The sequence below is a fragment of the Branchiibius sp. NY16-3462-2 genome (assembly GCF_001594145.1).
In the GTDB taxonomy this organism is placed as follows: Bacteria; Actinomycetota; Actinomycetes; order Actinomycetales; family Dermatophilaceae; genus Branchiibius.
Window position 1 is genome coordinate 173,781 of sequence record NZ_LVCF01000001.1, and the last position, 19,885, is coordinate 193,665.

20 protein-coding genes are annotated in these 19,885 nt (G+C 68.1%); 9 read left to right on the forward strand and 11 right to left on the reverse strand.

The annotated features are described in order from the left end of the window. Positions 1 to 203: 203 nt before the first annotated feature. Positions 204 to 491 (reverse strand): mycothiol system anti-sigma-R factor, encoded by a 288-nt coding sequence (rsrA, locus tag AZH51_RS00770; protein WP_291520314.1) that lies wholly within the window; start codon positions 489 to 491, stop codon positions 204 to 206. Then, positions 488 to 1,162 (reverse strand): sigma-70 family RNA polymerase sigma factor, encoded by a 675-nt coding sequence (locus tag AZH51_RS00775; protein WP_291520315.1) that lies wholly within the window; start codon positions 1,160 to 1,162, stop codon positions 488 to 490. Before AZH51_RS00775 ends, rsrA begins: the two co-directional genes overlap by 4 nt. 158 nt (positions 1,163 to 1,320) lie before the next feature. On the opposite strand from AZH51_RS00775, the gene AZH51_RS00780 reads away from it, so the two are divergent. Beyond that, positions 1,321 to 1,869, forward strand: coding sequence for a ferritin (locus AZH51_RS00780; protein ID WP_291520316.1), 549 nt, complete (start codon positions 1,321 to 1,323; stop codon positions 1,867 to 1,869). Here the strand turns inward: AZH51_RS00780 and AZH51_RS00785 are convergent. Then, on the reverse strand, positions 1,837 to 2,466 hold the full coding sequence (locus AZH51_RS00785; RefSeq protein ID WP_291520317.1) for an alpha/beta family hydrolase: 630 nt from the start codon (positions 2,464 to 2,466) through the stop codon (positions 1,837 to 1,839). The two genes, AZH51_RS00780 and AZH51_RS00785, sit on opposite strands and share 33 nt — an antisense overlap. Beyond that, a complete protein-coding gene (locus tag AZH51_RS00790) occupies positions 2,463 to 3,281 on the reverse strand; it encodes an SOS response-associated peptidase (RefSeq protein ID WP_291520318.1) in 819 nt (272 codons plus the stop codon). Before AZH51_RS00790 ends, AZH51_RS00785 begins: the two co-directional genes overlap by 4 nt. A gap of 45 nt (positions 3,282 to 3,326) precedes the next feature. On the opposite strand from AZH51_RS00790, the gene aroA reads away from it, so the two are divergent. The 6 genes from aroA (at position 3,327) to AZH51_RS00820 (ending at position 11,289) form a co-directional block, all read left to right on the forward strand. Beyond that, positions 3,327 to 4,625: a 3-phosphoshikimate 1-carboxyvinyltransferase gene (gene aroA, locus AZH51_RS00795; protein WP_291520319.1), complete on the forward strand. Its 1,299-nt coding sequence runs from the start codon at positions 3,327 to 3,329 to the stop codon at positions 4,623 to 4,625. Between the two features lie 4 nt (positions 4,626 to 4,629). Next, positions 4,630 to 5,655 carry a ribosome small subunit-dependent GTPase A gene (gene rsgA, locus AZH51_RS00800; protein WP_291520320.1) on the forward strand — a complete coding sequence of 342 codons (1,026 nt, stop codon included), beginning with the start codon at positions 4,630 to 4,632 and terminating at the stop codon, positions 5,653 to 5,655. 3 nt (positions 5,656 to 5,658) lie between these two features. After that, a complete protein-coding gene (locus tag AZH51_RS00805) occupies positions 5,659 to 7,392 on the forward strand; it encodes an FUSC family protein (protein WP_291520321.1) in 1,734 nt (577 codons plus the stop codon). 24 nt (positions 7,393 to 7,416) lie between these two features. After that, positions 7,417 to 8,211, forward strand: a complete 795-nt coding sequence (gene hisN, locus AZH51_RS00810) for a histidinol-phosphatase (RefSeq protein ID WP_291520322.1) — start codon at positions 7,417 to 7,419, stop codon at positions 8,209 to 8,211. A 93-nt stretch (positions 8,212 to 8,304) separates the two neighbouring features. Next, positions 8,305 to 9,648 (forward strand): 4-aminobutyrate--2-oxoglutarate transaminase, encoded by a 1,344-nt coding sequence (gene gabT, locus AZH51_RS00815; RefSeq protein ID WP_291520323.1) that lies wholly within the window; start codon positions 8,305 to 8,307, stop codon positions 9,646 to 9,648. A 153-nt stretch (positions 9,649 to 9,801) separates the two neighbouring features. Further along, positions 9,802 to 11,289: an HNH endonuclease signature motif containing protein gene (locus AZH51_RS00820; protein ID WP_291520324.1), complete on the forward strand. Its 1,488-nt coding sequence runs from the start codon at positions 9,802 to 9,804 to the stop codon at positions 11,287 to 11,289. Here AZH51_RS00820 and AZH51_RS00825 read toward each other — a convergent pair. Further along, a complete protein-coding gene (locus AZH51_RS00825; protein ID WP_291520325.1) occupies positions 11,273 to 12,592 on the reverse strand; it encodes a pitrilysin family protein in 1,320 nt (439 codons plus the stop codon). The genes AZH51_RS00820 and AZH51_RS00825 overlap by 17 nt on opposite strands. Next, the gene (locus AZH51_RS00830) at positions 12,589 to 13,854 is read right to left on the reverse strand and encodes a pitrilysin family protein (protein WP_291520326.1); all 1,266 of its coding nucleotides are present in this window, start codon (positions 13,852 to 13,854) and stop codon (positions 12,589 to 12,591) included. The genes AZH51_RS00825 and AZH51_RS00830 overlap by 4 nt, the downstream gene beginning before the upstream one ends. A gap of 116 nt (positions 13,855 to 13,970) precedes the next feature. On the opposite strand from AZH51_RS00830, the gene AZH51_RS00835 reads away from it, so the two are divergent. Beyond that, positions 13,971 to 14,195 carry a hypothetical protein gene (locus AZH51_RS00835; protein WP_291520327.1) on the forward strand — a complete coding sequence of 75 codons (225 nt, stop codon included), beginning with the start codon at positions 13,971 to 13,973 and terminating at the stop codon, positions 14,193 to 14,195. Between the two features lie 4 nt (positions 14,196 to 14,199). Here AZH51_RS00835 and AZH51_RS00840 read toward each other — a convergent pair whose 3' ends face one another. Beyond that, on the reverse strand, positions 14,200 to 15,660 hold the full coding sequence (locus AZH51_RS00840) for an NAD(P)/FAD-dependent oxidoreductase (protein ID WP_291520328.1): 1,461 nt from the start codon (positions 15,658 to 15,660) through the stop codon (positions 14,200 to 14,202). A gap of 124 nt (positions 15,661 to 15,784) precedes the next feature. Between AZH51_RS00840 and AZH51_RS00845 the strand changes: the two genes are divergently transcribed. Beyond that, a complete protein-coding gene (locus AZH51_RS00845) occupies positions 15,785 to 16,375 on the forward strand; it encodes an FHA domain-containing protein (RefSeq protein WP_291520329.1) in 591 nt (196 codons plus the stop codon). Here AZH51_RS00845 and smpB read toward each other — a convergent pair. From smpB to ftsE, 4 genes are read right to left on the reverse strand one after another with little or no spacing between them, the layout of a single operon-like run. Then, a complete protein-coding gene (gene smpB, locus AZH51_RS00850) occupies positions 16,372 to 16,857 on the reverse strand; it encodes an SsrA-binding protein SmpB (protein WP_291520330.1) in 486 nt (161 codons plus the stop codon). The genes AZH51_RS00845 and smpB overlap by 4 nt on opposite strands. Before the next feature lie 40 nt (positions 16,858 to 16,897). Further along, positions 16,898 to 18,214, reverse strand: a complete 1,317-nt coding sequence (locus tag AZH51_RS00855) for a M23 family metallopeptidase (RefSeq protein WP_291520331.1) — start codon at positions 18,212 to 18,214, stop codon at positions 16,898 to 16,900. After that, positions 18,211 to 19,128 (reverse strand): permease-like cell division protein FtsX, encoded by a 918-nt coding sequence (ftsX, locus tag AZH51_RS00860; protein WP_291520332.1) that lies wholly within the window; start codon positions 19,126 to 19,128, stop codon positions 18,211 to 18,213. The genes AZH51_RS00855 and ftsX overlap by 4 nt, the downstream gene beginning before the upstream one ends. Further along, entirely contained in the window at positions 19,128 to 19,826 is a 699-nt protein-coding gene (ftsE, locus tag AZH51_RS00865; protein WP_291520333.1) for a cell division ATP-binding protein FtsE, read from the reverse strand. The genes ftsX and ftsE overlap by 1 nt, the downstream gene beginning before the upstream one ends. Between the last annotated feature and the right edge of the window lie 59 nt (positions 19,827 to 19,885).

The following is a 19,885-nucleotide window of genomic DNA, read 5'->3' on the forward strand; positions in this document are numbered from 1 at the left end:
CTCGATTGGGCGCGATGCCCACCTCTATGACACGATGGTGGGCCAGATCCTTCGAAGGAGACCATGATGAGCAAGCGCGCCCGCAAGCGTCGCAGCCGTAAGGGCAAGGCCGCCAACCACGGCCGCAAGCCCAACGCCTGAGACCCTGCACCCCAACGTACGAAGCCCCCGGCCTGCGCCGGGGGCTTCTGACGTTGGCTGACCTATTCGAGGTCAGTAACCGTGGTGATGGTGGTCGCCCGGAACGTCTGCCCGTCGCTGGCGAACGTGCTGATCCGGGTCAGGATCTGGGCCCGCAGGGTGCTGGGGGCAACCTCACACTGGCACGATCGACGTACCACGGCCTTGAGCAGGGCGTCCCGCTCGTACTCGTTCAGGCACGATGGGCACTCGACCAGATGCGACTTCAGTCGCTCGCACTCAGCTGCGGACAGTTCGCCGTCCACGTAGGCGTCGAGCAACTGGTACAACTCCGCGCACTCGGTGCTCACGACGAAGCCTCCTCGTCGCGCACGAACCCGCGCTCGCGCGCGTAGTCCTCCAGGAGCTCACGCAACTGCCGGCGCCCCCGGTGCAACCGGGACATCACGGTGCCGATCGGGGTGTCCATGATCTCGGCGATCTCCTTGTAGGAGAAGCCTTCGACGTCGGCGAGGTAGACGGCCAGCCGGAAGTCCTCGGGCACCTGCTGAAGCGCCGCCTTCACGTCACTGTCCGGTAGGTGATCCAGCGCCTCGGTCTCGGCCGAGCGCAACCCGGACGAGGAGTGCGACGCGGCCCGGTGCAACTGGTAGTCCTCGACCTCGGCGGCATCGGACTGTTGCGGCTCGCGCTGCTTCTTGCGGTAGGTGTTGATGTAGGTGTTGGTCAGGATCCGGTAGAGCCAGGCCTTCAGGTTGGTGCCCGGCTTGTACTGGTGGAACGCCGCGAACGCCTTGGCGAACGTTTCCTGCACCAGGTCTTCGGCGTCGGTGGGGTTGCGCGTCGTGCGCAGGGCGGCGCTGTAGAGCTGGTCCAGGTAGGGCATCGCGTCCCGCTCGAACCGCTCGATCCGCTCCGCCGGGGTCTCGGCGGCAACATCGAGCCCGGCCGGGTCGTGCACGACCTCGTCCGGGAGTTCTTCCTGCGGCGCGGGCGCCGACTGCTGATCGGTATGAGTCATTACCGTCCAGGGTAGTCGGGTCCCGGTACGGGCCAACTTCGGTGTTGGGGTGGCAACCAGCATGTGAGCAGTAACGCCGGCCGGTGGCGCCGCATTCCGCGCCGCAGGCGTTCCCGGTCCCACTGCGGCGCCCCACCCCTACGGATAACCTCGGCGCTATGACCGCCGAGACGACCTCCCGTTTCCAGGACCTGCTCACCGAGCAGATCCGTCACGAATTCACCGCCAGCCAGCAGTACATCGCGATCGCCGTGTGGTTCGACGACAAGGATCTGCCGCGTCTGGCCGCGCACTTCTACGCGCAGGCGGTGGAGGAACGCAACCACGCGATGATGATCGTGCAGTACGTGCTGGATCGTGACTGGCCGGTCAGCATCCCCGGAGTCGATGAGGTCAGGAACAACTTCGCCTCCATCACCGAGCCCATCGCGCTGGCCCTGGCCCAGGAGAAGACCGTCACCGACCAGATCGAGGTCATCTTCCGCGCCGCCCGGGACGCCGGCGACGTCCTTGGTGAGCAGTTCATGCTGTGGTTCCTCAAGGAGCAGGTCGAGGAGGTCGCCTCGATGAACACGCTGCTGACCGTCGCCGAACGCTGCAAGGACGCCTCTGACTGGTTCCAGATCGAGGAGCACCTCGCGCGCGAGAGCGTCGGTGACGGTGGTGCGGACGCCTCAGCGCCCGAAGCCGCCGGCGGCGCGCTCTAGCCAGTCTCTTACGGCGGAGACCACGTCCTGCGGGTTCTTGCTGAACCCGTGATCGCCGTGGGCCGGCCGGACCGTCGCGTTGGGCACCGCGGCGCTCACCTCGTCCGGCGTCCCGAACGGGTCCCGCTCGCCCTGCACGACCAATAGCGGTACGCCGACCTGCAGCCCTTCGTCGGCCCTGGACTTCTCGGGGTGGCCGGGTGGGTGCAGTGGGAACGCGAGCGCCAGCACACAGTCCGCTCCTGTGACCGCAGCGGTCCGGCAGGCGACGCGTGCTCCGGCCGAGCGGCCACCGGTAATCCACGGACCGGTGAGGCGACGACGGCCGTCGTGCAGCGCCGCGATGATCGGAATCCACGCGGCGTCAAGGGTTTTCGGTGCCGGTGCGATCTTCTTGCCGGCCACCCGCCACGGCTGCTCTACCAGCACGTAGTTCCAGCCGTCGTCGACCAGCGCCGTCAACCCCACCAGATCGGGTGCGTCGATACCACCGCCGGCGCCATGGCTGAGGACCACCGTGCCCCGGGGAGTCGTCGTGGGCCGATGGATGTGCGCGCGGGCGGGTCCGACCGGGGTGGCGATCTGTGTGACCGTCATTCGAGGATCTCCCCCGTCTGCGGATCGACCACTCCGTGCAGTTCGGAGCGAGGGACTGGTTCGATCAGTCCCGGTCCGTTGCTGCGTGATGAGGAGACCGCGGTACTCACCGGCCACGCCTCGAACCGGCCGGTGGGCTGGGAGGTGAGCACTCGGCGTACGTCATCGGGGTCGGTCAGCTCCGGATCCAGCCAGGTCGCCCAGTCGCCGCGATCCAGCACCACCGGTTGGCGGTCGTGGATGCGGTCCAGGCCGGGCTCGGCCGCGGTGGTGATGATCGTGAAGCTGACCAGCCACGCGTCCGGGTCATCATCGGGCAGCGCGCGGTCACGCCAGAACTCATAGAGACCGGCGAAGGCCAGCAGATCCTCATCGGCCCGGCGGGTGAAGAAGGGTTGCTTGCGCGGTTTGCCCTTGGCGTCGGTCTGCGTCGGACTGGCCTGCCACTCATACCAACCGGTGGCGGGTACCAAACAGCGCCGGGCGCTGGCGGCCTTGGCGTAGGCGCCCTTGTCGAAGAGAGTCTCGGCACGGGCGTTGATCATCCGGTAGGCGGTCTTGGTGTCCTTGGCCCAGGCCGGCACCAGACCCCAGGTGAGCATCCGCAGTTGCCGCACGGGTGCGTCGTCGACGTTGCGGGTCAGCACGACGGGCGCCTCCTTGGTCGGCGCCATGTTGTAGTCCGGCGCCCCGACCGGCGGCTCCTGCGGGCGGCTCAGGACCGAGCGGGTGTGCTCCCGGCTGCGATCGGCCTCGATCTCCATCCGCTCCACCAGATCCTCGGGATGGAAACTCGCCGCGTAGCGCCCGCACATAGGACAAGAATGCCGCTGTCGGCGCACGCGACTACCGTGGGGCGGGTGAACGCGACGGATCTGCTCACCGACGGTGACTGGGCGGCACCGCGCGCCGCGGGCCCGCTGGATGCGCGGGTCCGGGTGCCCGGCAGCAAGTCCCTGACCAACCGGTTCCTTGTGCTGGCCGCGCTGGCCGGGGACGAGTCGGTGCTGCGGCATCCGCTGCGCTCCCGCGACACGGTGCTCATGGTGGAAGCGCTGCGCGCGCTGGGCGCCCGGATCACCGACGCCCCCGAGGACTACGGGCACGACGCGTGGTTAGTGCAGCCGGAGCCGATCACCGGTGGTGCCCAGATCGACTGCGGTCTGGCCGGGACGGTGATGCGCTTCGTGCCGCCGGTCGCGGCGCTGGCCGACGGCACGGTGCGCTTCGACGGTGACGAGGGCGCGCGACGTCGGCCGATGCGTCCGGTGGTGCAGGCGTTGCGTGACCTCGGGGTCGATGTCGAGGGCGACAACCTGCCGATCACGTTGCACGGCAAGGGTTCTGTGCGCGGGGGCACTGTGCGCATGGACGCTTCCGGGTCGTCCCAGTTCGTGTCGGCGCTCTTGCTGGCCGGCGCCCGGTATGACGAAGGCATCACCGTCGTGCACGAGGGCAAACCGCTGCCCTCGCTGCCGCACATCGCCATGACGGTAGAGGTGCTGCGCGATGCCGGGGTCATGGTCGACGACGGCGACGCCAACACCTGGCGCATCGAACCGGCCGAGATCAGCGCGCTCGACGTGGAGATCGAGCCCGACCTGTCCAACGCAGCGCCCTTCCTGGCTGCCGCGATGGTCGCCGGTGGCAGCGTGACGATCCCCGGTTGGCCGCACGTGACCACCCAGGGCGGCGACCACCTGCGCGACATCCTGGACATGATGGGCGCCGAGGTGCAGCAGACCCGCGACGGGCTGACCGTAGCCGGCACCGGGGAGATCCTCGGCGTCGACCTGGACCTGCACGAGGCGAGCGAACTGACCCCCGTCGTGGCGGCCCTGGCCACCCTGGCCGACTCCCCCACCCACCTGCGCGGCGTCGCCCACATCCGGGGCCACGAGACCGACCGCCTGGCGGCGTTGAGCACCGAGATCAACCGCCTTGGCGGGAGCGCCATCGAGACCGAGGACGGTCTGGTGATCCGGCCAACTCCGTTGCACGGTGGACTGTTTCGCACGTACGCCGACCACCGGATGGTCATGGCCGCTGCGGTGATCGGCCTGGCGGTGCCGGGTGTCGTGATCGAGAACATCGCGACCGTCGGCAAGACGATGCCGGAGTTCCCTGCCCTCTGGACGCAGATGCTCGGGGTGGCCTGAGCCGGTGCCGCCGCGTTACGACTACGACGAGAGCGACATCCGCGTACGCCCCGGGCGGCGCGGCAGCCGGCCCCGCACGAAGGACCGCCCGGCCCATCTCGACGCCGTGATCGCGATGGTCGTCGGGGTCGACCGGGGCCGCTGGACCTGTTTGTACGACGACCATCCCGTCATCGCGATGCGCGCCCGGGAGTTGGGCCGCACCAGCATCGTCGTCGGCGACCGGGTCGCGCTGGTGGGTGATACCAGCGGTGATCCGGGCACCCTGGCGCGGATCGTGCGGGTCGAACCCCGCACCACGATGCTGCGTCGCACCGCCGACGACACCGACCCGGTGGAGCGCGCCATCGTCGCGAACGCCGATCAGTTGGCCATTGTGACGGCGATCGCCGACCCGACCCCACGGCCACGGATGATCGATCGTTGTCTTGTCGCGGCGTACGACGCGGGGATGGATCCGCTGCTCGTGCTGACCAAAGCCGACCTGGGCGACCCGACCGCGTTCCTGCAGGAGTATGTCGCCCTCGATGTCCCGTACGTCGTGACCAACCTGCGCGCGGACCCTCCCGAGGGCCTGGAGGAGTTGCGCGATCTCCTGGCCGGCCGGGTCACCGTCCTGGTCGGCCACTCCGGCGTCGGTAAGTCGACCCTGGTGAACGACCTTGTCCCCCAGGCAGATCGGGCCATCGGTCACGTCAACGAGGTCACCGGTCGCGGTCGGCACACGTCCACCTCGAGCTCGGCGCTGCCGTTGCCCGGTGGTGGCTGGGTGATCGACACCCCCGGTGTGCGTTCCTTCGGCCTGGCACACGTCGACCCAACGCGGATCATCGAGCACTTCCCCGATCTGGCCGCCGGCACCGTGGATTGCCCGCGGGGCTGCACCCACGACGAGGCGGACTGTGCTCTGGACGCGTGGGTCGCCGACGGTCACGCAGGCCCGTCCGGGCCGGCCCGGCTGAGGTCGTTGCGCCGGTTGCTGCGGTCACGCCTGGGCACCCCGGACCCGGACGACGAACCGGCGGACTGACCGATGCCCTGGGCCGTACCGGACAGTGTCAGCCGGAACCTGATGACCTTTACCCAGGTGAAGAAGGCTCCCGGGCGGTGGAAGTTCGCTCTCTCGGCGACGATCTGCACTGCGGTCGCCGTGCTGGCGGTGTCCAGCGTCGCGGGCCTCAAGGTCGGTCTGCTGGGCACCACCGGCGCCTTCATCGGCCTGGTGGCACCCGACCGGCCACCCCGGGCGCGGATCCCGATCCTCGCCGGCATGATCGCGTTCTACGTCGTGGCGATCACCATTGGTGCGCTGACCGGCGGCAGTCCGGTGCTGCTGACGGTCAGCCTGACGGCGATCGCGATGATCGCCGTGCTGGGTTACAACACGCTGGTCGCCGATCCGCCGGGTGCGATGTTCCTGATCCTGGGGCCGGCCATCGCGTCGTACGTCGGGCGGACCCTGCCCGTGCACGAGATCGTCCTCGTGTGTGGCGGCGCCGCTGTCATTGCGTGCGCAGTCTCTTTGCTGCTCACGGTGATTCGCGGCGTCCATCCCGAGCGTGACGCGGTGCAGGTGGCGCAGGAGACGGTGGATGCCTACCTCGCCGCCGGGCCTGACACCAGCGCCCGGGAGCTCGGCGCGCTGCGCGACGAGGCCTACACGGCGGTCATCAGTGGCGGCATCGTGCTGGAGGACGCCGTCGGCCGTGAACCGCGACGCAAGGAATGGCGCCGCCTGAACGCCCAGCTGCGCCGGCTGCACGTGGCCCTAGTGCGCCGGATCCTGCAGCGCTCCATCCCGCGAGCGAAGGTCGCCGTGCGCACCATGGAGCAGCGTCGCTACCTGGGCCGACCCAAGACGCAGTACCTCCTGCGCTGGGGATTCTCCCGCTCGTCGCTGCCCTGGCTGGCTGCCCGGCGCATCGGTGCGGCCATCCTGCTGACCTGTGTCATCGCCTACGGCCTGCACGTGGAGCAGCCCTATTGGGCGGTGATGACCACGGCCCTGGTGATGTCACTGAACACCGACCGGCTGTCGCTGACCCACCGGGCCGCCCAGCGCCTGGCCGGCACGATCGTCGGCATCCTGCTCTTCTTCGGCGTGCATTCTCTGCACCCGGACGAATACGTCACCTTGGCCATCGTGCTGTTGTGCGTCTTCCTGGTGCAGTGGACCGCGGCGATCAACTACGCGATCGCGGCGATGTTCGTGACCCCGATGGCGCTGCTGATCACCAGTACCTCGCGACCCACCGCGTCCGTCGACACTCTCGTGCGCGACCGTATCCTCGACACCGCCATCGGTGCCTTCGCCTCCATCGTGGTGATCTGGCTGACCGGGCGGAGAGCACCGATCATGTTGGCGCGCCGACAGTTCCGCCGTGGGCTGCGGTCGCTCGAACGCGTGCTGGCGCTGGCAGCCTCCGGCCGGTGGGCGACTGATGCTGGCTTCGAAGCCCGTCGGGATCTGGCCTTCGAGCAGTTGCAGTGCGCGCACATCCTGTCGCTGGCGCAGACCGACCTGCCCACGCAGATGAAGGACTGGGACCTGGTCGAGCGGCAGTTCAACGAAGCGACCTACCTCGTGCTGGCGGCGTGCTGGACCGATGATCCGCGCCGCTACCTGCACCTGGACCGGATGGCAGCGGCGCTGCAACAGATCTTCGCGGACCTCCCGCCGATCAACACCCGCCAGATCGACGCTGCCGCACTCGCCGACCGTTTGCGGGCCATGCTGCGCATCGGCCTGTCCCGCCCCGCCCACTGAGGCGGGGCCGCTACGGTCAGGTGCGTGACGACGTACGACGATGATCTGCGCCTGGCCCACGTTCTCGCCGACGCGGTCGAACCGATCACGCTGGACCGGTTCCGCGCCCAGGATCTGAAGGTGGAGACCAAACCCGACCTGTCGCCGGTCAGCGACGCCGATCTGGAGGTCGAGCGGGTGATCCGGGCGCAACTGGGGCGGGTGCGCGGGCGGGATTCGGTGCGTGGTGAGGAGTTCGGCACCGAGGGCAGCGCCGCGCGACAGTGGATCATCGACCCGATCGACGGCACCAAGAACTTCGTGCGCGGTGTTCCCGTGTGGGCGACGCTGATCGCGCTGGTGGAGGACGGCGTTCCTGTGGTCGGCGTGGTCGCCGCCCCGGCGCTGGGCTCTCGCTGGTGGGCGGCTTCTGGCACCGGCGCCCGCTCCGGACGCTCACTGTCCTCCTCCCGGCCCATCCAGGTGTCGGCGGTGAACTCGCTGACCGACGCGTCCTTGTCCTATGCCAGCCTGCACGGCTGGGCCGAGGTGGGGCGGCAGGACCAGTTCGCGGATCTGGTGGACGTCTGCTGGCGCACGCGGGCGTACGGCGATTTCTGGTCCTACATGCTGGTCGCCGAGGGCGCGGTCGACATTGCGGCCGAACCGGAGCTGGCGGTGCACGATATGGCTGCGCTGGTGCCGATCGTGCAGGAGGCAGGCGGCCGGTTCACCGGTTTGGACGGCGTGGACGGGTGCTGGAGCGGTAACGCCGTCGCGTCGAACGGACTGTTGCACGACGAGGTGCTACGCACACTGGGGACCGACATTCCCAGCTAGTTCGAAATCGAAATGACTACGGTGGCAGACTGGTAACACCCGGGCTTTCCCGGGGACCGGAACCGGCATGACTTTGGCACGACAGGAGCCACCATGAGCACGACCGTCAGCACCGACCTGCCCCAGCGCCGGGAACTTCGCACCCCGTTGCCCGGCCCGCGCTCGCTGGAACTGGCGCAGCGCCGTACCGCCGCCGTCGCCGCAGGCGTCAGCTCGACCATGCCGGTCTTCGTCGCCCGGGCCGGCGGCGGAGTCATCGAGGACGTCGACGGCAACCTGTTGATCGACCTCGGCTCCGGCATCGCGGTCACCACCGTCGGCAACAGCGACCCGCGGGTGGTGGCCGGCGTGCAGCAGCAGGTCGCGGACTTCACGCACACCTGCTTCATGATCAGCCCGTACGAGGGCTACGTCGCGGTGGCCGAGAAGCTGGCGGCCCTCACTCCCGGCGATCACGCCAAGAAGTCGGCCCTGTTCAACTCCGGCGCCGAAGCGGTCGAGAACGCGATCAAGATCGCCCGTCACGCCACCGGCCGCACGGCTGTGGTCGCTGCCGACCACGCCTACCACGGTCGCACCAACCTGACGATGGCGCTGACCGCCAAAGCGATGCCCTACAAGAAGGGCTTCGGACCGTTCGCGTCCGACATCTACCGGGTCCCGGCGTCCTACCCGCTGCGCGACCCGGCCGGGATGACTGGGCAGGAAGCCGCGGCGCGCAGCATCGCCATCGCGGAGAAGACCGTCGGTGCAGACCAGATCGCCGCGTTCATCATCGAACCGCTGCAGGGTGAGGGCGGGTTCATCGTGCCCGCGCCCGGTTACCTGGCCGCGATGGCTGCATGGTGTCGCGACAACGGCATCGTGTTCATCGCCGATGAGGTGCAGAGCGGATTCGCCCGCACCGGAACGTGGTTCATGAGTGAGCAGGAAGACGTGATCCCGGACCTGGTGACGACCGCCAAAGGCATCGCGGGCGGCCTCCCCCTCGCCGCGGTGACGGGGCGTGCGGAGATGATGGACGCCGTCCACGCCGGTGGTCTGGGTGGGACGTACGGCGGGAATCCCGTCGCGTGCGCCGCCGCGCTGGGGGCGATCGAGACCATGGCGGCTGACGGGCTGCTGGCCAAGGCGCAACACATCGAAGAGGTGGCCACTTCGCGGCTGCGCGAGATCCAGGCCGCCCACCCGCAGATCGGGGACATCCGCGGTCGTGGCGCCATGCTGGCGATCGAGATCGTGCAGCCTGGCGGTATCGAACCGGATGCGGCGCTGACGGGTGCGGTGGCGAAGTACTGCCACGAGCGCGGTGTGGTGGTGCTGACCTGCGGCACCTTCGGCAACGTGATCCGGCTGCTGCCGCCGCTGGTGATCGGCGACGACCTGCTGCTGGAGGGCCTGGGCGTTCTGGCTGAGGCGTTCGACGAACTGGCCTGAGCCGCAGCGTTTTCCACAACTCCACTCCACTCCCGCCGGCTGCTAGCTGGTTATCCACACCGGGCGTTTTCGTCCTGGGTTCTTGTCGGTGCCCCTGCCTAGTGTTGGGTCATCGGTTCAGGCTTCTTGTGGGGACGGGAAGGGGGTGGGGTCATGGTTGCGGATGTCGCTGATTCTGTTGTGGTGCAGGGGGTTTCGTGGGCGGCGGGTGTTGCGGGGGTGCACACGGCGTTAGACGCGTTGACGTCCTGCCGTGACACGGGCGACCTGGCTAACGACGAGACGGTCACCGACGGCGAGCTGCGGGCGTTGAGTTCTTCGCTGTCACGGGCGAAGGCACGGATCGATGCGGTGCTGATGGTGTTGGCGCGGGGATTACACGAACGCGACGCGGCCCGTGTCGCCGGCGCGATCAGTACCGGGCAGTTGTTGGCGCAGGATTTTGGTGGGGACCGGACCGATGCGAACGCGTTCGTGCGCACCGCGATCCAGCTGTCCAACACCCCGATCGTCGAAGACGCGTTGGCGCAGGGCCGGGTCAACCGGGACCAGGCCGGGGTCATCGCCCGCGCCCTGAACCACCTCCCCGTCGGTGTCGAGGCCGCTGACCGGGTCCGGGCGCAGGAGTCGTTACTGGACGCTGCCCGGTTGCTGTCGATCCAGGACCTGGGGCGGGCCGCGACCCGCACCGCGGACGCGTTCAAGACCCCCGCCGAGGCCGACCAGCATGAAGAGGGCCAACTGCGGGCCCGGGAACGGCGTGCCGCCCGGAACACCCGGTTCTGGATGCGCGACAACCGGGATGGCACCCACCGCGGCGGGTTCACCCTGCCCGACACGGAAGCGGAGATGCTGCGCAGCGCCGTGGAAGCCCTCTCCGCACCCCGCCGCTACCACCTGGAATCTGCCGAGGCGGATGCGGACGGGGTGGATGCTGCCGGTGCGGATGCTGGGTTGCCGAGCGATCAGCGGCACCGGCAAGGGCGGGCGTTCGCGATCATCTGCTCCCACCTACCCGCCGATGCGTTACCCAACGCCGGCGGCATCAGCGCCGTGCTGAGCGTCAACGTGGACTACGACACCCTCACCGGGCAACTCGGCCCCGGCACGTTGCCCTCGGGGGCACGGATCTCCGCGGCCAAAGCCCGCGAGATCGGCTGCGGCGCCGGGATCCTGCCCCAAGTGCTGGGTGGGGCACCGTTACCGCTGGACCTGGGACAGTTGCAACGGTTGTTCAACGCCACCCAACGCCGCGCCCTGGCCATGCGGGACCGGGGCTGTGCCTACCCCGGCTGTGACCGGCCCCCGCAATGGTGTGAAGGCCACCACTGGCGTAACCCCTGGACACCCCCAAACCCCGACGAGGCGCACGGCGCTACTGATCTGGGAAACGGGTGCCTGCTGTGCGCCCACCACCACCGCCTCGTGCACGACCGGCACGTGCAGATCCGCGAACGCAACGGCTACCTCGAATTCCTGGTCCCACCCGTCATCGGACAGAAAACCAACGCCGACTACGGAGGCGACCTATTCACCCCCGACAACCCGGTCGGCACCCTGCAATGGCAACGCAACTACCGCTGGACCGCCCGCGAGCGAACCGGCGGAGGCGGGGCAGGAGCCGTCAGCCCACCACGGTGACCGGGCCGCGGCCGAGCGCCTCGACGGCGGCCGCGTGCTCGGTGGCGTCGCCCACCAGGACGATGCTGCGGGGGGTGTCTCGCCACAACGACCAGGCCCGGCTCACCTCGTCTGCGGTCAGCGAGGGCAACTGCGCCAAGTAGTCCGTGACGTAGTCGGTGCCGAGACCGAACAGTGCCAGACCGGCTGCTTCGTCGGCCACCACATCGGCGGTCGAATAGCGGCCCGGCGCGGTCCGGGCGACATAATCGGCTCCATTGCGGACCTCGTCGGTGGTGAATTCCGTTGCGCCATCAAGGATTCCGAGGAGCAGGTCGAGCGCTGGTGCGGTGACGTCGGCGCGCACCGACCCCGATACCAGGAAGGTGCCGTCGTCCTTGCGGGGGCGGAACCCGGCGCGGATGCCGTAGGTGTAACCCTTCTCCTCCCGCAGCACCGCGTCGATGCGTGCGGTCGGGGCACCGCCGAGGACGAAACCGAGAACCGGGTACGGCGCCCAGTCGACGCTGCGCGCGGGGCCGGCCTGCCCGACGTACAACTCGGTCTGCACCGAGCCGGGCCGGTCGACGAACACGATGCGTGCCCGGTCAGGTGCCAACTCATCCGGAGTCGACGGTGCGGGAGTGTGCGTCGGGGACCACGCACCGAAGGTGTCGGCCAACGCCGCACGCGGATCGTCGAAGTCACCAGCCACGATCAGCGTCGACTGGGCGGGCGACAGGTACCGGTAGAAGTCACGGCAGTCGTCGGGAGTGATCGCTCCGACCGACTCGGCACTGCCCGCGGTCGGGCGGGAGGCACGGCTCTGCGCCGTGTAGTAGGTCTTCACCCATTCCAGGGCTGCGCGACTGCCGGGGTTCGCCAACTGGTGGTCGATCTCCGAAATACGTTGCCGCACATGGCGACTCACTTCGGTCTCATCGAACGCCGGTTGACTCAGGAACTCAGTGACCAGTTCCCACCCGAGGTGCAGCCCACGAGCCGTCGACTCGGTTTCCAGAGTGAGTCCGTTCTGCCCGAACGACGCACCGTAGGCCACGCCGTGCCGTTCGAGGAGCTCGGCCGTCTCGTCCGCAGAGTGGGCGGCGCTGCCCTCATCCAGGGTGCGACTAACAATGGTCGCCACCCCCTCCACCGCGCGGGGTTCGGCCGACAGCGGCACGGGTACGACTACCCGGGTCGAGATGACCTTCTGACCCGGCCGGTGGTAGAGCAGCACCCGCATGCCGTTGGGCAACTCGAAACGCTCCGGGACCGGGAACGCCCACGGCTGCGGCGGCGCTACCGCCGGACGCCCCGTCATGCCTTCACCTCGTAGGTCACGACTGCCCGCGATTCCGGACGCAACCACTGCGCCGCGACCCGGGCGATGTCGGCGGAAGTCACTTGCGCCACGCGGTCCAGGTAGGTGTTGATGAAGTCCGGGTCGTCGTATAGCAGCGTGTACTGGCTCAGCAGGTCGGCCCGCTCGTCCTGGGCGGCAAGCGATTGCAGCCACCACCGCTCGGTGTCGGCCAGCAGCACTTCCATCTCGACCTCGGACGGCGGCTGCTCAACCAGTGCCGTCAGCTCCTCCACCAGCGCCGTCTCGAGCGTTTCGAGCGAGACACCGTCAGCGGCGTCGAAGAAGAAGTAGCCCAGCGATACTCCGGCCGCCAGTCCCATCACGCTGCGGCCGGCGTGGGTGGCTTGCTGGGAGCCACGCACCAGACGCCGGTAGAGCCGGGACGTCGCTCCTGCGGCCAGGACGTCGAAGGCCAGCTCGGCCGCCAGGAAGTCCGGGGCGTCGGCGGCGGGCAGCCGGAACGCGACGTACAACCGGTCCTCGGGGACCTCCTCGACCCGCTGGAGCCGCACCGGTGAGTCCAGGGGCGCTAGTGGCGGCACCGGTCGGTCGACCACGTTCACGGCGGCGAGGGAACCGAAGTACCGCTCCGCGGCTGCGAACCCCTCCTCCTCGCTGAGGTCGCCGACGAGGGTCAGGACCGTGTTGTTGGGCGCGTAGTGCGCCCGGAAGAAGTCGTGCACGTCCTGCAGGGAGGCCGCGTCCAGGTCGGCCATCGAACCGATCGTGGGGTGCTGGTAGGGGTGGCCGTCCGGGAACACCGTCGCGTAGATGTCGACCAGGGCGTTGCCGTAGGGCCGGTTGTCGTAGCGCTGCCGCTTCTCCTCCTTGACCACGTCCCGCTGGTTGTCCAGGCACTCCTGGGTCACCGCGTCCAGCAGTCCGCCGTGTCGGTCGGCCTCCAGCCAGAGCGCCAACTCGTAGGCACCGGTGGGGACCGTCTCGAAGTAGTTGGTGCGGTCGAACCACGTCGTCGCGTTGAGCCGGGCGCCCTGCGCCAGCAGAGTGGCGAAGTGCTCACCCTCGGCGACGTTGCGCGAGCCCTGGAACATCAGGTGTTCGAAGAGGTGGGCGAAGCCGGTGTGCCCCGGCTCCTCATGGCGGGAACCGACCCCGACCCACAGGTTGACCGAGACGGTGGGCACGGACCGGTCGGAGCTGACGACGACGCGTAGCCCGTTGGGCAGTTCGCGTACGGCGATCGGATAGTCCAGCGGCATGCCGACACCTTAGGCATGCCCGCGCGTCGCGCGACATTCAGGCGTGGTTCAGCTGGGTGCGCCAAGGTGCGCAGCAGCGTCGGAACCCCCGGCGCACCGTGAGAAGGAGCATTCCGATGGCTGTTTCCGTAGACCTCGCCAAGTCGCTGGACAAGGCGTACGAGGACAAGACGCTCGATGAGATTCTCGACGCCCCGATCGACGCCCTCGCCGGCCTGACCCCCCAGCACGCTGAGGCGCTGCAGGAACTTCTTGGGATCAAGTCCATCCGCGACCTGGGATCCAACAAGTACTTCGCGACGGCCGGTGTGCTGGTGGCCCTCGCCAACCGGGCCGGCTGAGCGGTCAGCGCCCCGGATGCGCGCCGTACGCCTGGGGTACGACGTCGTCCGGGGCATCCGGATCGACCAACGGCTGACCGCCCTCGGTGGTCGCCCGGCGCGGCAGATCCGCCGACGGTGTGAAGCTGTCACCCAGTTTGTGGATCGCGAGGCGCCCGTAGATCTGCTGCTCAGTGCTGGTGCGCTCGCCCCGCGCCCGGCCCAGGAACGACACCAGCCAGTGGAAGAACGTCGTGAACTGGCTCTTGAAGCCGATGATGTAGAACAGGTGGACGGCCAGCCACATCAACCAGGCCAGGAACCCCGACAGCCGTAGTTTGCCGACCGAGGCAACCGCGCTGAAGCGGGAGATGGTCGCCATCGACCCCTTGTCCTTGTAGTGGAACTGAGGGTCGGTCGGTTTGCCCTTCAACCGGTTCTTCACCTGCTTGGCAGCGAACCGGCCGCCCTGGATGGCCACCTGCGCCACGCCGGGCAACTTGTCCAGCGACATCATGTCGCCGACGACGAAGATTTCCGGGTGTCCGGGCAGGGTGAGGTCCGGGTTGACCGAGATCCGGCCGGCTCGGTCGACCTCGGCGCCGGTCTGGTCGCCCAGGATCTTGCCCAAGGGGCTGGCCTGGACGCCTGCGGCCCACACCTTGCACAGCGCGATGATGCGCCGCTTGTTGCCGTCCGCATCCTCGACGTTGATCCCGTTGGCGTCCACGTCGATGACCTTCGCGCCCAACTGCACCTCGACACCGAGTTGCTCAAGCTTCTTCTGCGCTTTGACACCGAGCCGGTCACCGAAGGCGGGCAGCACCTGCGGAGCAGCGTCCAACAGGATGACCTTGGTGTCCTTCGGGTTGATGTAACGGAAGTCCTTGGCGATGGTGCGGCGCGACAGCTCGGCGATCTGCCCGGCCATTTCCACACCGGTCGGCCCGGCACCGACGACCACGAAGGTCATCAACCGCGGCACGTCCTCGAGATAGCCGCCGCTGGCAGCCAGCTCCGCCAGTTCGAACGAGCCGAAGATGCGACCACGCAGTTCCAGTGCGTCGTCGATGCTCTTCATTCCTGGGGCGTACCGGGCGAACTCGTCGTGCCCGAAATAGGACTGGCCGGCACCGGCGGCGACGATCAGGGTGTCGTAGTCGTAGGTGTTGGTCGTGTCCAGGGCATCGGCCGTGACGACCTTGCGGTCGACGTCGATGTCGCGGACGTGCCCGAACAGGACGGTGATGTTGCGCTTGCGGGAGAGCACATCGCGGGTAGCGGGGGCGATCACACCCTCGGACAGAATGCCGGTCGCGACCTGGTAGAGCAGCGGCTGGAACAAGTGATGGGTCGTGCTGGAGATCAACAGCACATCAACGTCAAGACGCGCCAACTTGCGGGCCGCGAACAGTCCGCCGAAGCCGGACCCTACGATCACGACACGGTGGCGGCCGCTGTGGGTCGGGGCAATCTGGTCAGGCATAGTTCCTCAGCACTCTGGTCCGGCAACAAACAATGGGCGGAGAGGCTAGTCTGCCGTACGGCTACGTCGACCGTAACCGTCAGTAGAGTGGCCAGCACTGTGATGAATCACGCATGGAGCACCGATGAACCAGCCTGAATCCCGTCCCGCGACACCGATCGCCTGGGGCGAAGCATCGGCGTCCACCTCCACGCCGACGTGGCAGGGCCCACCGGCACGTCGTCCCGGGGCGCCATCCTCCGACTACGCGCAGCCGTGGGTGCAGGAGGGCACCGCCCCGACCGCCGAGGAGGTCCACCAGGCGTGGACCGAACGACACACCGGCCCGGAGGAGCTGGCCGACGAGCCGCCTGCGGCCGTCACGCCTGAGACACCAGCCACCGCGCCTGAGACACCAGCCGCCGCGCCGGTGGCGGCCGCCGCCGCCCCTGTGGCCCCTGAGACGCCAGATGCGCCCGAGGCGCCATCCGACGACAACCTGACCCTGGGTCGGGCCCGGTCCAACTCGATCGTGCTGGACGACATGCTGGTATCGCGCCACCACGCCCGGATCAGCGCTGACGACCAGGGATTGATCATCGAGGATCTCGGCAGCCGCAACGGGACGTTCATCAACGGCCGCCGGGTGCAGACCACGCGACTGCACGAGGGCGATCGGATCGGCATCGGTGCCTCGACGTTCGAGGTACGCGACGGGTGGTTGGTCAGCGCCTAGCTGGCGCCTGCGCCACGCTTCATCCGGACCGACATGGCCCGCTGAGCCTCACGGTTGTCCTGACGTTCACGCAACGTCTGCCGCTTGTCGTGCAGCTTCTTGCCCTTGGCGACCGCGAGCTCCACTTTGGCGCGGCCGTCGACGAAGTACAGCGCGAGGGGAATCAGCGTGTGACCGGACTCCCGGGAGGCGACGACCAGTTTGTCGATCTGGTGCCGGTGCAGGAGCAGCTTGCGCCGGCGACGGGCCGAATGGTTGGTCCACGTCCCCTGCAGGTACTCGGGGATGTAGACGTTCTCCAGCCACAACTCGCCGTCGCGCTCGCTGGCGAACCCGTCCACCAGGGACGCCCGACCCATCCGCAGGCTCTTGACCTCGGTGCCCATCAGAACCAGACCCGCCTCGACGGTGTCCTCGATGAGGAAGTCGTGACGGGCCTTCTTGTTCTGTGCGATCACCTTGCGACCGCTCTCTTTGGCCATACCGGCCAGTCTACGAAGCGACCGCAAATCGATATCCGGCTCAGGTGAGCCAGGTCAGCGGATTGACCGCCCGTCCGTCCTCCATGACCGCGAAGTGCAGGTGGCATCCCGTGGAGCGTCCGGTCGTACCGGAGTAGCCGATCAGCTGGCCCTTCTTGACGCTCGTGCCCGGCGTCGTCGCGAACTTCGACAGGTGGGCATACCAGGTTCCGAGGTCGACACTCCCGACTAGCCCGTGGTCGATCACGACGTGGTTGCCGGCCACCGGGTCGTAGGAGGTGCTGATCACGGTCCCGGCCGCCGCGGCGTACACCGGGGTTCCGCACGGGAACGGGAAGTCGTCGCCCTCGTGCATCAACCAGATGTGCAGGACCGGGTTCAGCCGCATCCCGAAGCCGGACCGGATGGTGCTGACCGGCATCGGCGGAGTCAGGAAGAGACCGGACGTGTCACCGCTGCTCTGCGCCGCCGCCTGCTGCCTGGCGTTGGCAGCCGCCCGGGCCCGCAGCGCCGCGTTCTTGGCCGCCGCCGCCTTGGCGGCAGCGGCGCGTGCGGCGAGCACCTTGGAAAGCCGGGCCGATTCGGCCTGCTCCTGCTTGAGGTTGGCCAGCTCGGCGGACTTCTGCTTCTCCAGATCTGCCTTCTGCTGGGCCTGCGTCTTCTGCAGCGCGACCAGGTCGTTGCGAGCCTTGGTAGCGGCGTCGCGGGCAGCGTTGGCGCGCGTGAGGGCGTTGTCCGCATCGATCTTCAACTGCGCGACGCGGCGCTTTGCGGCGCTGATCCGGTCCTGTGCCGCCTGCTGGGCCGCGCGCTGGCTGGTCAGACCCGACAGGACCTGACCCTGCTGGCGCATCACCACATCGGCGACCGTCAGATCCGTGGTGTCGTTGGAGGTCAACAGGTTCAGCGTCATCCCGAGCGAGCCAAGACCACCCGACATATAGCTCTGGCGGGCGATACCGCCGACCAGGGCCCGGGTCTTGGTCTGCGCCGCGGCGTTGGCCGACAGATCGGCCTTCCCCTGCGCCTCGTTGGCGTCCGCGATCTGCAGCTGTGCGGCGATGTCCCGCTGGTTGTTCTGGGCGGCGACCACCTCAGCCTGCTTGTCCTGCAACGCTTTCGTCGCCGCGGCGACCTGTGCGTTCGTCGCGTTCAGTTTGTTGTTCGCAGCGATCAGCGCGGCGCTGGTGTCATCCAGGTCGTCCTGCAACTGCGAGATGTGCTGGTCGACCTTGTGCTTCTGGGCGTCGGGATCGTCCGCGTAGGCGTGCGTGCCGAAAGCCAGCGTCCCCAACAGCGTCAGGGTCACTAAGCCCGTTCGCACCGCGCGCATCCGGAAGACTCCCTCGTCCCTCATACCTGCACCTGTCGCCGCAAGGTGAACCACGACGTCACAAAGGCCAGTATGAGCGCTCCACCCACCAACCACGGTGCAATCAGCCAGACATCGCGCGTCGTGATGATGCTGATGATCGTGCCGTCGGTCGGGGAGGACACCAACTGGCTCACCCCGAAATGCACCATCGCCCAGAGCAATCCGACGGCGAGCGCCGCGCCGATGAGAGCAGCCGACATGGTCTCGATGATGAACGGCAAGGAGATGGTCGCCTTGGAAGCACCCACCATCCGCATGATGTTCACCTGCCGTCGCCGGGTGAACGCGACCTGGCGGATCGTGGTGCTGATCAACAGGATCGAGCACAAAACCATCACTACGGCCAGGACCGCGGCACCGATGCTGACCACGTTCAGCAACTTGAAGAACGAGTCCAGCACCTTTGTCTGATCGCTGACTGCCTCGACACCGGCCGTACCGTCGAAGGCTTGGACAACGTCGTCATATCGGGCCGGATCGGAGAGTTTGACCCGGAAGGAACTGGGCATCGAATCGACCGTCACCTGCGATAGGTACGGCGACCCCGCGAACTGTTCCTTGAACCGCGCGTAGGCATCCTGCGCGCTTTCGTAGTAGATCTGCTCGACCAGCGGCTTCATCGACTCCAGCTGGTGCTCGATCGCCTCCTGCTGGGCGGGCGTCACCGCACCCTCGGAGCACGAAGCGACGTCGCTGGACTGCGCCGTGCACATGAACACCGACACCTGGACCTTGTCGTACCAGTACCCCTTGGCCAGGTTGACCTCGCGCTGGGCGAGCAAGCCGGCACCGAGGAAGAACAACGAGACCATCGCGACCAGGACGACCGAGATGAACATCGAGGCGTTGCGCCGCAGGCCACTACCGACCTCGCCGAGGATGAACCGCAACCGCATCAGCGATCGCCCTCCCCCGCGTCGTAGGCACCTTCCTGCTCGTCACGGATCAGGGTCCCGTCACGCAACTCGATGACCCGCTTGCGCGATTCGTCGACGATCCCGCGCTCGTGCGTCGCGACGACGACGGTGGTGCCGGTCTTGTTGATCCGTTGCAGCAGCCGCATGATGTCCTGGCTGGTTTCCGGATCGAGGTTGCCGGTGGGTTCGTCGGCCAGCAGGATCGGCGGGGACTTCACCACGGCCCGGGCGATGGCGACGCGCTGTTGCTCACCACCGGACAGTTCGTGCGGCAATCGTTTGGCCTTGTCGCCCAGTCCCACCAGCTCGAGCACCTCGGGCACCTGTTGTTTGATCCGCCGCCGCTTGGCGCCCAGAACCTGCAGCACGAAGGCGACGTTCTGCTGCACCGTCTTGCCCTCGAGCAGCCGGAAGTCCTGGAACACCACGCCGACCTCGCGGCGCAGCCCCGGGACGCGCCGCTCGGGCATATCCGCCAGGTTGTAGCCGGCCACCTGGATCCGCCCGTGCGTCGGCGCGACCTCCCGGGTCACCAACCGCAGCAGGGTCGATTTACCCGACCCGGAAGCGCCCACGACGAATGCGAATTCACCGCGCTCGATCTCGAGGCTGACGTCATCAAGCGCAGGAGCGGAGGCGGTTTCGTACCGTTTGGTCACATGGTCGAGCAGGATCACGGTGGTTAGGACAACTCCGGGTCATGGTGCGGGCAGGTCCGGGACGAACCTACGTTCCC

What these genes read in the sequence shown, in the direction of transcription:
- AZH51_RS00840 (WP_291520328.1), bottom strand. Translation starts at nt 15,660, where the DNA reads ATGCCTGACCAGATTGCCCCGACCCACAGCGGCCGCCACCGTGTCGTG.
- gabT (WP_291520323.1), top strand. Translation starts at nt 8,305, where the DNA reads ATGAGCACGACCGTCAGCACCGACCTGCCCCAGCGCCGGGAACTTCGC.
- AZH51_RS00790 (WP_291520318.1), bottom strand. Translation starts at nt 3,281, where the DNA reads ATGTGCGGGCGCTACGCGGCGAGTTTCCATCCCGAGGATCTGGTGGAG.
- AZH51_RS00855 (WP_291520331.1), bottom strand. Translation starts at nt 18,214, where the DNA reads ATGAGGGACGAGGGAGTCTTCCGGATGCGCGCGGTGCGAACGGGCTTA.
- AZH51_RS00830 (WP_291520326.1), bottom strand. Translation starts at nt 13,854, where the DNA reads ATGCCGCTGGACTATCCGATCGCCGTACGCGAACTGCCCAACGGGCTA.
- AZH51_RS00785 (WP_291520317.1), bottom strand. Translation starts at nt 2,466, where the DNA reads ATGACGGTCACACAGATCGCCACCCCGGTCGGACCCGCCCGCGCGCAC.
- smpB (WP_291520330.1), bottom strand. Translation starts at nt 16,857, where the DNA reads ATGGCCAAAGAGAGCGGTCGCAAGGTGATCGCACAGAACAAGAAGGCC.
- AZH51_RS00825 (WP_291520325.1), bottom strand. Translation starts at nt 12,592, where the DNA reads ATGACGGGGCGTCCGGCGGTAGCGCCGCCGCAGCCGTGGGCGTTCCCG.
- AZH51_RS00835 (WP_291520327.1), top strand. Translation starts at nt 13,971, where the DNA reads ATGGCTGTTTCCGTAGACCTCGCCAAGTCGCTGGACAAGGCGTACGAG.
- AZH51_RS00775 (WP_291520315.1), bottom strand. Translation starts at nt 1,162, where the DNA reads ATGACTCATACCGATCAGCAGTCGGCGCCCGCGCCGCAGGAAGAACTC.
- AZH51_RS00820 (WP_291520324.1), top strand. Translation starts at nt 9,802, where the DNA reads ATGGTTGCGGATGTCGCTGATTCTGTTGTGGTGCAGGGGGTTTCGTGG.
- AZH51_RS00805 (WP_291520321.1), top strand. Translation starts at nt 5,659, where the DNA reads ATGCCCTGGGCCGTACCGGACAGTGTCAGCCGGAACCTGATGACCTTT.
- AZH51_RS00780 (WP_291520316.1), top strand. Translation starts at nt 1,321, where the DNA reads ATGACCGCCGAGACGACCTCCCGTTTCCAGGACCTGCTCACCGAGCAG.
- ftsX (WP_291520332.1), bottom strand. Translation starts at nt 19,128, where the DNA reads ATGCGGTTGCGGTTCATCCTCGGCGAGGTCGGTAGTGGCCTGCGGCGC.
- AZH51_RS00845 (WP_291520329.1), top strand. Translation starts at nt 15,785, where the DNA reads ATGAACCAGCCTGAATCCCGTCCCGCGACACCGATCGCCTGGGGCGAA.